The organism is Chitinasiproducens palmae, from assembly GCF_900095735.1.
Lineage (GTDB): Bacteria > Pseudomonadota > Gammaproteobacteria > Burkholderiales > Burkholderiaceae > Chitinasiproducens > Chitinasiproducens palmae.
The window spans coordinates 23,232-36,121 of record NZ_FNLO01000006.1 but is presented as its reverse complement, the minus strand read 5'-3'; the positions used below and the strand labels follow the sequence as shown (position 1 = coordinate 36,121).

General features: G+C 66.6%; 11 protein-coding genes. 5 read left to right on the top strand and 6 right to left on the bottom strand.

Annotated features, from left to right (window positions below; translation table 11 throughout):
• Positions 1–76: 76 nt before the first annotated feature.
• From BLU54_RS11110 to BLU54_RS11100, 3 genes are read right to left on the bottom strand one after another with little or no spacing between them, the layout of a single operon-like run.
• Entirely contained in the window at positions 77–1,147 is a 1,071-nt protein-coding gene (locus BLU54_RS11110; RefSeq protein ID WP_091908105.1) for an ABC transporter substrate-binding protein, read from the bottom strand.
• Between the two features lie 45 nt (positions 1,148–1,192).
• Complete coding sequence (locus tag BLU54_RS11105; RefSeq protein WP_091908103.1) at positions 1,193–2,287, bottom strand: ABC transporter ATP-binding protein; 1,095 nt, start codon at positions 2,285–2,287, stop codon at positions 1,193–1,195.
• Positions 2,284–4,119, bottom strand: a complete 1,836-nt coding sequence (locus BLU54_RS11100; protein WP_170845120.1) for an ABC transporter permease subunit — start codon at positions 4,117–4,119, stop codon at positions 2,284–2,286. Before BLU54_RS11100 ends, BLU54_RS11105 begins: the two co-directional genes overlap by 4 nt.
• Here BLU54_RS11100 and BLU54_RS23255 point away from each other — a divergent pair.
• A complete protein-coding gene (locus BLU54_RS23255) occupies positions 4,101–5,246 on the top strand; it encodes an IclR family transcriptional regulator (protein WP_139169655.1) in 1,146 nt (381 codons plus the stop codon). The two genes, BLU54_RS11100 and BLU54_RS23255, sit on opposite strands and share 19 nt — an antisense overlap.
• 286 nt (positions 5,247–5,532) lie before the next feature.
• On the opposite strand, the gene BLU54_RS11090 is transcribed toward BLU54_RS23255, so the two are convergent.
• On the bottom strand, positions 5,533–6,915 hold the full coding sequence (locus BLU54_RS11090; RefSeq protein ID WP_091908531.1) for an aminotransferase-like domain-containing protein: 1,383 nt from the start codon (positions 6,913–6,915) through the stop codon (positions 5,533–5,535).
• A 189-nt stretch (positions 6,916–7,104) separates the two neighbouring features.
• Between BLU54_RS11090 and BLU54_RS11085 the strand changes: the two genes are divergently transcribed.
• From BLU54_RS11085 to BLU54_RS11070, 4 genes are all read left to right on the top strand, one after another.
• Positions 7,105–8,391: a hydroxymethylglutaryl-CoA reductase, degradative gene (locus BLU54_RS11085; RefSeq protein ID WP_091908099.1), complete on the top strand. Its 1,287-nt coding sequence runs from the start codon at positions 7,105–7,107 to the stop codon at positions 8,389–8,391.
• Complete coding sequence (locus tag BLU54_RS11080) at positions 8,384–9,397, top strand: hydroxymethylglutaryl-CoA lyase (RefSeq protein WP_091908097.1); 1,014 nt, start codon at positions 8,384–8,386, stop codon at positions 9,395–9,397. The genes BLU54_RS11085 and BLU54_RS11080 overlap by 8 nt, the downstream gene beginning before the upstream one ends.
• A 209-nt stretch (positions 9,398–9,606) precedes the next feature.
• Positions 9,607–10,134 carry a hypothetical protein gene (locus BLU54_RS11075; protein ID WP_211435339.1) on the top strand — a complete coding sequence of 176 codons (528 nt, stop codon included), beginning with the start codon at positions 9,607–9,609 and terminating at the stop codon, positions 10,132–10,134.
• The gene (locus BLU54_RS11070; RefSeq protein WP_091908093.1) at positions 10,131–11,507 is read left to right on the top strand and encodes a tripartite tricarboxylate transporter permease; all 1,377 of its coding nucleotides are present in this window, start codon (positions 10,131–10,133) and stop codon (positions 11,505–11,507) included. Before BLU54_RS11075 ends, BLU54_RS11070 begins: the two co-directional genes overlap by 4 nt.
• A gap of 442 nt (positions 11,508–11,949) precedes the next feature.
• Here BLU54_RS11070 and BLU54_RS11065 read toward each other — a convergent pair whose 3' ends face one another.
• The gene (locus BLU54_RS11065; protein ID WP_211435338.1) at positions 11,950–12,366 is read right to left on the bottom strand and encodes an HTD2 family dehydratase; all 417 of its coding nucleotides are present in this window, start codon (positions 12,364–12,366) and stop codon (positions 11,950–11,952) included.
• 17 nt (positions 12,367–12,383) lie between these two features.
• Positions 12,384–12,839, bottom strand: coding sequence for an FAS1-like dehydratase domain-containing protein (locus BLU54_RS11060; protein WP_091908091.1), 456 nt, complete (start codon positions 12,837–12,839; stop codon positions 12,384–12,386).
• Positions 12,840–12,890: the final 51 nt, after the last annotated feature.

The window sequence follows — 12,890 nt, the reverse complement described above, 5'->3', positions numbered from 1 at the left end:
CACGACGCGCGTCCCGCCACGCGTCCCGCCACAACGCGCCTCCCGCGGAGTCGCGCGTCCCGCCCGGCCGCGCCGTTCAGGCGGCCAGCCAATCCTGCCAGCGCCGGCCTACTTCGGCGCCGTGCTTCCCCCACCACTGTGCGTCCAGGTAGAAGCTGGTCTTGCGCGTGATATCCGTGCCAGCCAGGTCACGAGCGCGCTCCGGCGTGATGCGCGCCAGCGCGGTACGCGTCACCGGTGTGCAGCCCAGCGAGTCCATCAAGGCTTTTTGCGGCTCCGGACGCAGCGCATAGGCAATCGCCTGGCGGGCTTGCGCCGCATCCGGCGCGCCTTTGAGCACGACCAACTGCTGGACGTCGGTGAGCGCCTGCTGCCACGTATAGCGCAGCGGAACGCCGGCCGCCTGGATCGCCTTGATCCGCGCGAGACTGATGATGCCGATCACCAGTTCCTGCGACGAGATCGCGCTTGCGAGCGAGTTCGTGTCGAGGAACACGGCGTGCGGCCGGATGCGATCAAGACTTGCGAACGCGCGATCGACGTCGAGCGGGTAAAGCTTGTCCAGCGGCACGCCATCGGCCAACAGTGCAATTTCGAGAGAGAACCAAGGCAGCTTCGAAAGCCCGCGCTTGCCGGGAAACTTCTTCACATCCCACACGTCCGCCCAGGAGGCCGGCTCGCCGCTGACAGCGCGCGGATTCCAGAACAGATTGAGGCTGAACTGGTACCACGGCACGCTGAAGGCGGTTGCACGCGAGCGGTCGAAGAGGTCCGCGTTGGCGATCAACTTGCTGTCGATGGGTTCGAGCAGGCCGTCGTTGATGAACTGCCCCAGCGTCGCCCCTTGTGCGTCGACCAGATCCCAGCTTGGACGACCGGACCGCACCATCGCGCGGATCTTGGCGACATCGGAGCCACCGGTTGTCAACGTGACGTCGATTCCGGTTTCCTTGGCGAATGGAGCGAACAAGCCTGCGTTCACGGCGCGCTCGTAGCTGCCGCCGAAGCCCGCATAAACGAGACGTCCTCGGTCCGCGGCGCGAGCCTGGGACCGGCCGAAGCCGAGGGGAGCGAGTGTTGAGCCGGCGAGCAGGGCGCCGTTGGTGAGAAGGAAGCGACGACGATCGAGGGCGGAAGGCTTGTCCATGCGCGTAACGAAAGTTGGAAGGAAGCGAGCCGTGCTCGCGGGAAATCAAACGGTTTGATCGACTGGAAAGACACGGACGTCGCTGGCGGCCCAGTCGATGCTCACGGTGTCGCCGATGGCGGGTGCGCAACAGCGACCGTCGCTTGCGCTCAACACGCGGAGTTGACCGAAGCCGGGTGCGTCGACGATGAGCTCGTACTGGCTGCCGAAGTAGGTCGACGCTTCGACCCTGGCGATGTGTCCGGCACCGTTCGTGTGCCACCGCAGCCGCTCCGGGCGCAGCGTGGCAATGACCGCCGCGCCGTCCGGCAGGCCGTGTTCTGCGGTGGCCAGTAGACGGCCATTGTCGAGGCGGATCGCGCCCGGGCCCGCGCTTCGCGCTGCCGGCAGGCGGTTGTTGTCGCCGAGGAATTCCGCGATGAACAGACTGGCCGGCGTGTCGTACAGCCGTTGCGGGGGATCGACCTGTGCCACGCGGCCATGCCGCATGATCGCGATACGGTCCGACATCGCCATCGCTTCGTCCTGGTCGTGCGTCACGTAGATCACCGTGATGCCCAGCCGGCGCTGCAGCGCGCGCAGCTCTCGCTGCAGATGTAGGCGCAGGCTGCGATCCAGCGCGCCCAGCGGTTCGTCCATCAGCAGCACCGGTGGATCGAACACCAGCGCGCGTGCAACAGCCACGCGTTGCTGCTGGCCGCCGGACAGTTCGGCCGGCAGTTGATCGGCCTGCGACAGTTGCACCAGCTCGAGCACACGACCGACACGGTCGGCAATCTCGTGGCGCGGCATCCCACGCATTTCGAGTGGAAAGGCCAGGTTCTCGCGCACGCTCAGGTGCGGGAACAGCGCGTACTGCTGGAACACGACGCCGAGGCCGCGCTGCGGCGGCGGCGTGGCGGTGATGTCCACCCCGTCCAGTCGCACATGGCCCGCGTCCGGCTGCAGAAAGCCGGCCAGCATCATCAGTGTCGTTGTCTTGCCACAGCCCGACGGTCCGAGCAGCGTGAAGAATTCGCCGGGCCGGATATCGAGCGACAGCGTGTCGACGCCGGCCTGTCCGCCGAAACGTTTGCGCAGGCCGACCAGTTCGAGGCGGCCGCGCGGGGCCGGAGCCAACGAAGCAGAGATGGCATTCATGGTTCGGTCCTTGGCGTCGAGGTTTCCGGTCGGACGTCGGCAGGAGGCCGCTGCCGCCCACTTGACCACCGTCCCGACAGCAGCGTCGCGGCCGCCGTCACGGCCATCGCCACGATCGCCACGACGGCAACCGTCGGGTCGCTTTCCCAGGCAAGGGCCTCGTACATGCGGCGCGGCAGCGTTTTGACATTGAGGCCGGACAGCATGATCGAGATGGCGGCTTCGTCGAACGATGTGGTGAATGCGAAGAACGCGCCGGTCAGCACACTGCGCTTCAACAATGGCAGAACGATGCGTCGGAGGATCGCGCCATTGCCGGCACCGAGGCTCGATGCGGCCCGTTCGTAGGTCGGATTGAGGGCACTGAGGTGGCCGCTGACGATCAAGAACACAAATGGCACGGCGAGCGTCGTGTGCGCGGCGACCAGCCCGATCCAGGTGTCGTCGAGGTGCAGCGGCAGGAAGGCGATGAAGAACGCGGTGGCGGCGACGATGGTGGGAAACAGCAAAGGCAGCAGAAGGAGCAAGCGCGCAATCGCACCGGTGCGGCCGCTCAGGCCGCGCGTGACGCCAAACGCAGCGAGCGAACCGAGCAACACCGCCAGCGCGGTGACTGCCAGACCGACCGTTACGCTGGTCAGCAGCGGACCTGTCCAGTCCGGCGTCGCGAACGAGGCGTACCACTGCAACGACCAGCCCGGCGGCGGGAATACGAGCGTTCGACTGGACGAGAAGGACAACGGAAGCGTCACCGCCTGCGGCAGCACGACCGCCAGGCCCATGACGGCCGCGAAGCCGCTCACGCTGCCGGGCAGCGACGACAGGCCGGCACGATCGAGCCAGGCTGCCGGACCGCTCAGCACCTTGACCAGGGTCGACGCGAACCAGCCAGGACGTGCCGCGGTTGCGTCACGTGCGAGTCCCTGCGTGCGGTCGCGGGCCGGCACCTCGACCGCCACCGCTTGACGGCCCGACAGGCCGCGTCGGAGCACGAATCCCACCGCGCAGACGAGGCTGGCCAGAATCACCGACGCAGCGGCCGCCAGACCGTAGTCCGCCTGCTGCGAGATCGCGGTCTGCACCAGCGCGCCCAGCATGCGTCCGCTGTTGCCGCCGAGCAGCGCGGGAATCACAAAGGCGCCCACACCATAGATGAAGCACAACGCGGTGCCGGTGCGAATGCCGGGCACACTTGCCGGCACGAACACGCGCACGAAGGTCACCGCGGGACCGGCGCCGAGGCTGGCGGCGGCACGCCGCAGCGTCGGGTCGATGCCTCGCATCACGCTGACCAGCGGCAGAATCATCATCGGTAGCAGGAAATGCGTCAGTCCGATCAGGACCGCGGCGGGCGTGAACAGCAGTTCGAAGCGCGCCAGGCCCACTGCGTGCAGCAGTTGATTGAACGGGCCGACGCGGCCCAGCAGTACCTGCCAGGAGAACGTCCGGACCAGGAGGCTGGTGACATAGGGGGCGACGATGCAGAACGTGAGGAAACGCGCCAGGCGCGTGCCGGCACGCATGGCCATCACGTAGGCAATCGGATAGCCGAGCAGCAGTGCGAACACGGTCGACAACGCGGCCAGCCCGAGGGTTCGACCGATCGTGCGGAGATAGCCGGCATGCTGGAGGATGCGGCGGTAGTTTTCCAGCCCGGGCTCGGGGTCGGAGACGCTACGCGTCAGCAGTGCGAGCAAGGGCACGGCGTAGACGAGCGCCATGAAGCCGAGCGCGGGCACGGCCAGCCAAGCGACCGGCGAAGCGGCGCCGCCCGCCCACGCACCGAACCGACGCCCGTGCCTGGCGGCGGAAAATGCGGAATCCAATTTCATGTTCAGAAATTTGCTGGTGGGCATCTCTTATAGCGCCGGGCGCCGAGCAAGCAAACCAACGATTTTCGCTAACGTTATCGACGGCGCCGCTAATGCGGGCGTGGTCGGTGGAAATTGATCCGAAGCCGCGGAATATCCTATTATTCAGGCCGGTCGCGGGCAGACCGCCTGCCGACCGATGGTCCGACGCAGGCTCGCGCGGGTCGTCCTCCGCCTGCCGCGCCGCGTCACCGCGGCGTGCAGTCGTGCCGATGCGCAGACGGATGCGCGCGCGGCGGATCGGTGCCGTCGCCGCGACGACCCGTCGGGAACGGCTCCAATGTTTCGTCTGGCTCCCGAGCCGGATCCATCTCGGGGAGAAAAGCCGGGTGCTTACATCGGTAAAGAAAGCAGCGACCATCATCGAAGCGTTTGTCGGTGGCCAGCGGGAGTGGACCATCCTCGAGCTCAGCCGCAAGCTCGGCATGCCGCAACCCACCGTCCATCACTTTCTGGCGTCGTTCCGCGAACTCGGCTGGATCACGCAGGACAGCGCGACCAAGCGCTATCGACTCGGCATCAAGCTGTGGGAAATCGGCTGCGCGTCGGTGAACTTCCGCGAACTCGCCGAAAGTGCGCGTCCACACTTGCGCAAGCTGGTCGAAGCGTGCGGAGAGACCGCCCACCTGGGCATGATTTCCAACGAGGACCCGACCACCGTCGTGTACGTCGACCGTGTCGACAGTTCGCAGCCGGTACGCATCGTCACCATGCTTGGCAGCCGCGCGCCGTCACATTCGTCCGCGATGGGCAAGGCGATCCTGGCGCACAACGCCGACTTCGAGGCGCGGGTGCTTGCCGGTCCGCTCGAGGCGGTCACGCCGCATACCTTGATCGAACCCAAGGCTTTCCGAAGGGATCTCCAGCAAACGCGCGCGCGGGGTTATTCGATCGGGCGCGGCGAATTTGCCGGCGACATGATCGGCATTGCTGCGCCGGTCTATGACCGGGTCGGTGCGGTTGCACTCGGCGTCGGAATTTGGGCACCCGCGGCACGTATGACACGGGAGGTTATCGAACGCGATGCGCCGAAGGTGGTCGAGGCCGCGCACGGCATTTCCCGCACCCTGGGATTCCTCGGCGCCTAAGCCGTCTTTTCGGCAACCGGCGCGCGGCCCTGCGCGCGTCGATGTCATCGTTTTCCGATGAGCGGCACACAGGCCTTCTAGCCACGGTCCCGAAATGTCGGCAATGCGGTCATACCGACAGGCGAGCGCTGCGCAGGGGTCGGCCGCGATGGCCCGCCACTTGGCTTGCAGCGCTGTCGCGCAGCGACGGGGGCACGATGCCGCCGCGCCTGCAAAGCGCTCGACGCTACCTCAAAAAACGATCTTTTCCGTGCATTCGGCGTACCGTCGCCCCGACCGGTCGGGCTCACAACTTCTGCAGCGCCTTGACGAAACGCGGGTCTTCGAGATAAGCAACGTTGAAGCGGCACCACGGCGAGCACTTATCGCCCTGCGGCGAGAACACCGCGCCGGGCGCGAGAATCACGCTCTGCTCGAACATCCTTCGCGCCAGCTCGACCGAGTCGTCCTGGCCCGGCAGACGCGCCCACAGATAAAGGCTTTGCTCGCTTGGCCGGAACAGCGTCGCGCCAAGGCGCTCCAGCGCCTTGATGCCGTTCGCGGTTGCGCGCCGCAGCTTGTCCTGCAGGTGCGTGGTATGGCGCAGGAAATGCCCTTCGCTGAGGATCACCTCCAGCGTGCGTTCGCAATATTCGGAACTGCTCACGTGGGTGAGCATCTTGACGTCCGCGAGATCGCTGGCAAGTGCCGCGTCACACGCGATGAAGCCGACGCGCAGTGCGGCCGATACAGACTTCGAGAAGCTGCCGATGTAGATCGTGCGACGCAACTGGTCGAGCGTGGCGATGCGCGGCGTCTGGCGCGGTTTCAGATCGGCGAGCGCGTCGTCTTCGACGACGATCAGATTATGCGCCTCCGCTAGCTGCAGGATGCGATGCGCCTTGGCCGCGCTGGTGTCAGTGGCGGTCGGGTTGTGGCCGACCGACTGCGTGAAGAAAAGCTTCGGTCGGTGCTGCTTGAGCAAGCCGGTGAGTACGTCGATGTCAGGACCGTCCGCCCGCCGTGGCACGCCGACCATTTTCACGCCGCTCAGTTTGATTTTTCCGAACAGCACATAGTACCCAGGGTCGTCCACCAACACCGTGTCGCCCGGCCGGGTGAAGTAGCGCAGGACCAGGTCCATCGCCTGGTTCGCGCCGTGCGTCAAGACGATCTGCTGCGGCGCCGCCTCGATCTCGTACGCCGCGAGCTTGTGTTGCAGGTGTTGTCGCAGTGGCAGATAGCCAAAACGGCTGCCGTAGCGGAACAGCGACGCGAGGCCGGTGCGTACCACGCGTTGATGGAACTGGTCGAGCCGGATCTCTTCGAGCCATCGAATCGGCGGAAATCCCTCGCCCAGATTCAGGAATTCCGGCTTGCTCTGCAACTGTTCACGCATCAACCAGACGATGTCGATCGCGCGGTCGAGCGTCGTCGTCTCCACCATGTCGGGCTTCGGTCGCCCGCCGCGCGTCACGAAGAAACCCGCGCCGCGCCGCGGCTCGATCATGCCATTCGCCGTGAGGATGTCGAAGGCGCCGATCACGGTGTTTTTCGAGTAGCCGTTGCCGTTGGCGTATTCCCTAATCGACGGCAGCTTGTCGCCCTCGCGCAGCACACCGTCTTCGATCTGTCTGCTCAAGTTGTCCGCGATCGTTGCCGCCAGGCTCTGCGCTTTGCGCGCCATCATGCCTCCGTGCCGCCAGGACGGCTTGTTCAAGCCGCGCTGTTCTGGATACAGTTGTCGAAGTGTTTCCGTCGATTGTACCTTTCATGTGCCTGCAGTCCGCTTAGTATTTTCGTTCCAACCCGCCCGTGGCAGGCACGCGTGACTACGGGCACGCCGTCGACGGCGCAATAGAACGAGAGGAGCAAACGGATGAGCATCGATTCGGCCCTGGCCAATTTTCGCGCGCTGACCCCCGCGCAGCGATCGGACCACATCGCGCGCGTCGCGGAACTGGACGACGCCGAGCGCGCGCTGTTGAGCCGGCCGGGCGCGCTGCCACTGGAGACGGCCAACGGCATGATCGAGAATGTCATCGGCACATTCGAGCTGCCGCTGGCCGTTGCCGGCTATTTCCAGGTCAATGGACGCGACGTACTGGTGCCGATGGCGGTGGAAGAACCGTCGATCGTCGCCGCCGCCTCCTTCATGGCGAAGCTCGCGCGGCAGGCGGGCGGTTTCAAGACGTCGACCAGCGGGTCGCTGATGCGGGCCCAGGTGCAGGTGCTCGGCCTGAGCGACCCGTACGGCGCACGCCACGCGATCCTGCAACACCGCGACGCGCTGGTGGACTTGGCGAATAGCCGCGACAAGGTGTTGATCGGCCTCGGTGGCGGCTGCCGCGATATCGAGGTGCACGTGTTCCCGGACACGCCGCGCGGCCCGATGGTCGTTGCGCATCTGATCGTCGATGTGCGCGACGCGATGGGTGCGAACACGGTCAACACGATGGCGGAATCGGTGGCCGGCAAGATCGAAGCGATCACCGGCGGCAAGGTCAGGCTGCGCATCCTGTCCAACCTGGCGGACCTGCGGCTGGCGCGGGCGCAGGTGCGTTATGCGCCGGACACGCTGGCGACGAAGGAATACAGCGGCGAGGAAGTGATCGCGGGCGTCGTCGATGCCTACGTCTTCGCGGCCGTTGATCCCTATCGCGCTGCCACGCACAACAAGGGCATCATGAACGGGATCGATCCGATCATCGTCGCGACCGGCAATGACTGGCGCGCGGTCGAGGCAGGTGCGCATGCCTACGCGAGCCGCAGCGGCCGCTACACGTCGTTGACGACGTGGGAGGTCGCAGGCAATGGCGATCTGGTCGGCACCATCGAGATGCCGATGCCCGTCGGCTTGGTCGGCGGCGCGACCAAGACGCATCCGTTGGCGCGGCTGGCGCTCAAGATCATGAACGTGCGTTCGGCGCAGGAGCTGGGCGAGGTGGCGGTTGCCGTCGGTCTCGCGCAGAATCTGGGCGCATTGCGGGCGCTCGCGACCGAAGGTATCCAGCGTGGCCACATGGCGCTGCACGCGCGCAACATTGCGCTCGCCGCGGGCGCGGCGGGCGCGGATGTCGACTGGGTGGTACGCAAGATGGTCGAAGCGCGCGACGTGCGGGTCGACTATGCGGTGAGCCTGCTGGCGGGTCCGCGCGATGCCTGAGCGTCACCTGCGAAGCGGTACCGAAGGCCTGCCGCCGGTGGTGCGCATCGTCGAGGTCGGGCCGCGTGACGGCCTGCAGAACGAGGCCGGCTTCGTGCCGACCGAGACCAAGGTGGCGTTGATCGAACGGCTGCGCGCAGCCGGCATTCGTCACATCGAGGCGGCGGCATTCGTCTCGCCAAAATGGGTGCCGCAGATGGCCGACGGGGCAGAGGTGCTGCGACGCGTGCGACCGGCATGGCGCGCGCAGGCCGGTGCGGCGCCGGTACGCTTCGCCGCGCTGGTGCCCAACCTGAAAGGCATGGCTGCCGCGTTGGAAGCGGGCTGTGACGAGGTGGCCGTGTTCGCCGCCGCTTCGGAGACCTTTTCCAGACGCAACATCAACTGTTCGATCGAGGAGAGTTTCGCTCGCTTCCAGCCTATCGCGCAGCTGGCCCATGCAAATGGCATCGCGTTGCGCGGCTATGTCTCCTGTGTGCTTGGCTGCCCGTTCGAGGGCCGTATCGCGCCGGAGCAGGTCGCCGTCGTCGCGCAGCGCCTCGTCGACATGGGCTGTCACGAGGTGAGCCTGGGCGACACGATCGGCGTCGGCACGCCAGCCGCAACCGAGGCACTCGTCGCGGCGTGCGCCGCGCGTGTCCCGATCGGAGCGCTGGCCGGCCATTTCCACGACACCTGGGGCATGGCGATCGCCAACATCCACGCCGCCATGCGCTGCGGCGTCGCCACCTTCGACAGTTCCGTCGCGGGTCTCGGCGGCTGTCCGTATTCGCCCGGCGCGACGGGCAATGTCGCGACCGAGGACGTAGTGTATTTGTGCGACGGTCTCGGTGTCACGACCGGTGTCGACTTCGCGCGCGCGAGCGAGGCGGGCGAGTTCATCTCGGCGGCGCTGGGCCGCCCGACGTCGTCGCGGGCGGCACGTGCCTTTGCCGCGCGCAGGCAGCGCGACGCCGAGGCGAAGTCGACGCAAAGTCGACGCAAAGCCGACGCGAAGTTCGGCTGAGCAACACATGACCGGCGAAGCGGCTGCGCTGGCCTGCGCGAGCCACGTCGCGGCCCGCCTCGCAGCAGTCGGCCGTGCGGGTCGGGCGCGATGCCGGGCGCAACTTCAGCTGCACGGAGGTGAAGCGACACATTCGCACTGGCGGTAACAGAACAATGGGCTGCGCGCGGACGCGGGCAGATCCTCGAACTTCCATACAGGGAGGAGACATGGCAGTACAAGACATCGCCGTCGCGCGCGCGACGACGGCCAAGCGGCGTTACGAGCTTGTCGAAGTGTGGGGCGACACGGTCGACATCCGTCACCTGCGCTGGGCAATCGCGCTCGGCATCGCGATCAGCTTCGGTACGTTCATCGGCGCAAGCTACGTGCTGGCTCGCTTCATCGACGATCCCGCGATGACTCGCGCGTACGCGATGCTGGTCGGACTTGGCGGCTGCCTGGTCGCGGGTGCCGTATGCGCGCGCCTGTTCCAGCCCAAGCGCATCGCCGCCGAGGCGCACGCGGACGAGCGCCGGCGCGCGGAGCTGATCCATTCGCTGGTGGTTGATGGCAGCCATGGCACGGTTGCCGACGTGCGCACCCTGCCGGAACACGTGCTGGCCGAGATGCGTCAAGTCGGGTTGTACGAGCTTTTCGCCGAACAGGAACGCCGCGCGCGCGGCGCGGCCGGCGAGACGGACGATGGCCTGCGCGCCGCCGTGCTTGCCGACCAGCCGAAGGAGGTGCTGCGATGAATCCGCTCTATCACGATATTCTGTTTGCGCTGTTGATGGGTTTGATCGGCGCCGTCGTGTTCGCTGGCATCGGGCTGATCTCGGGCACCGACGAGACCACCACGCTGGCACCGCTCACCCTGCTCGTGGTCTTGCTGGGCGTGCCGCCCGCAGGCGTCTTCACCTTCTTCCTCGCCGGTGCGATCTCGAAACACATGACGCACGCCATCCCCACCGCATTGCTCGGCATACCAGGGGATACGTCGGCGGTACCGCTGCTGCAGGACGCGGATACGCTGCGCCATCTCGGCGTGCCGCACATCGCCCTGCGCAAGATGATCTCCGGCGGCATCATCGCCGCGCTGGTTGCGGTGCCCGCAGCGGTACTGTTCGCCGTGCTGCTCGCACCATTCGGCAAGGCAATCGCCGCGGCCGCGCCATGGGTGTTCCTGCTGGCGGCGCTGATCATCGCGTATTTCTCGGGCGGTCGCTGGGCCGGTGTCGCGGCGCTGGTGCCATTCGTGTTCGTGATCATCGCGTTGCAGGCCGTCACGGCCGCGTATCACGTGAAACTGGGCGTCAGCTACTTTCTCGGCATCGCCGTGGGGCCGTTGATCGCCGACCTGTTCTCGGTGTTGTCGCCAGCCGATCGCGTCGCGATGCGTCGCGAGACGGCGCGGACGTTTTCGCTGGCACCGGACGTCAAGGGGTGGGGCGGCTATTTCCCGAACCCATTGCGCGTGCTCGACGCCAAGCAGGCGCGGCTGACCATCGGCAGCGCGACCGTTTCCAGTGCGACGTTCGTGTTCAGTCCAGTTGCGATGACCATCGTGATCGGGGAACTGATCGGCGCCCGCATTCATCACGCCTACCACCGCTTGACGACGGTTCTGGCGGCCCGCAACGGCGTGACCGAGGCCACCTACATCGCCGAGACGCTGATTCCGCTGATCGCCTTCGGCTTGCCGCTCAGCCCGGTGGCCGCCGGCCCCGCCGGGCCGCTGTTCAATGCGCCGCCCCGCTTTTTCGTCGAAGGCGGCCATATCCAGAACCTGCACACCATGATGACCTCATGGGAGTTTCTTGGCTACGGTCTGATGTCGGTGGTGCTGGCCGGCCTCATCGCCTACCCGCTGTCGATGAACTTCGCGCACCGCGCCGCGTCGTTCGTCGCGCGCCGCATCAGCCATGAAGCGATCATCGCAACCTTCATGGGCCTGGTCGTGGTCATCGGCTACTGGGAAGGAAAGTTGCTCGGTGTCCTGTGCGTGCTGACCGTGGGGCTGTTGGGCGGCGTGCTGGCGCGCAAGTTCGCAGTCAACACCGGCGTACAGTTCATGGGCTACTACACCGCCGTGCTGAGTGTGCCGGCGTTGACCAAGCTGATCGCGTGACGCCCTGCGCCGCATTCGACGCGGCGCATGACGATGCGCCGCGCTCAACTTGCGGGCGGACAGTCCGGACCTGCACTGGACACCGGCCGTGCTTGCGGCGACACGCATCGCGCGCCGGCCCCAACTTCCTGTAGACGGTCACGCCGCCGCAACGCGCGGTGTCAAGGACGCGGCCCCCCGGCTTTCTAGCCGCGGACGGCGGCGCGAGCGTGACGGTATGTGCCCGGGCGTGGCGCATGACGCGGCTGGGCAGCGCGAAGCCAAGGCGTGGCGATGCGGTAACGTGCGGCTCGACGGCAACGCCCATCTGCCGTCGGGCGCGGGCAAGCGTGTTTCCGGAGCACGGCGCCGCGCGAGGAGCGCGAAAAGCGAGAGAAGCACGTGCGCCACCGTTGCCGCGGCAGGCGCGAGCGGTGCGGCAGATATTGCCAGGCCGGTGCGCTCAGCCGCGCCGCACCGTGGCCTCGCCAACGGTGGTCGGCAGTCCCTCTGCGTTGCGTGCGCGCAGCGAATACGCGATGATCGCGCCGTCGATCGATGCGACCTCTCCCTCGATCCGCAAGGTTTCGCCGACGTAGGCCGGTCGTCGATTGCTGAAACGGAAGGCGAGCAGCGTGTCTTGCTCGCGCATCGTTTCGTACACAGCCTGCAGCAGCCAGTCGCCTTGCAGCGGTCCGTCGATCAACAGGCCCGGATGACCTTCTTCGCGCTCGGTGTACGGCAGGTCGTAATGAATGCGGTGCGGGTTCCAGATCGCGGCGTTGTAGAGGAATAGCTGAACGGTGTCGGCGCGTCGGTCGCACGCGGGCAGCGGCTGTCCAATGCGCGGTGGTTCGTCGTGGGGCAGGGTAGTGTCCATGTCGTCAGAGCGCGAAGTCAGCGAGCAATGCGGGTCAGCCGCTCCGTCACCACCGGCTCCCCGTCCGGAGTTTCGAAACGGTTTTCGAACACGAGAAAGATCAGCGGCCCCTCGCTGCCGCTCTTTTCGAAGATGTCGGCCAGGGACTGCTTGCAGACGAGCATCTCGCCGCCCATGATGCGGCGGTGCACCTGATACTCGCTGCCGCCTGCCATGATGCGCTTCAGCGGCAGGTCCGGGATCAGCGGGCTGTCCGGTTGCCGGCCGTCGGCGAGCAGTGCGTCAAGCGGCAAAACGGGCATCATCGCGCCGAACAGGAACATCAGCGGCGCTTCGTCGCCGGACAGGAAACGGGCCGCGCGCTGGCCCGTCGCCACCGCGTACTTGCGGATGTCCTGACGGCTGCACTCGAAAGTGAATGGCGGCAGCTGCGCGCCGATCTGCCGCCTGATTTCATCGGTCAAAACGCTCATGCTTGACGATCCGTGTTGGGCCTGCGGTGAGCGCGGCGCGGCCGCGCCGGG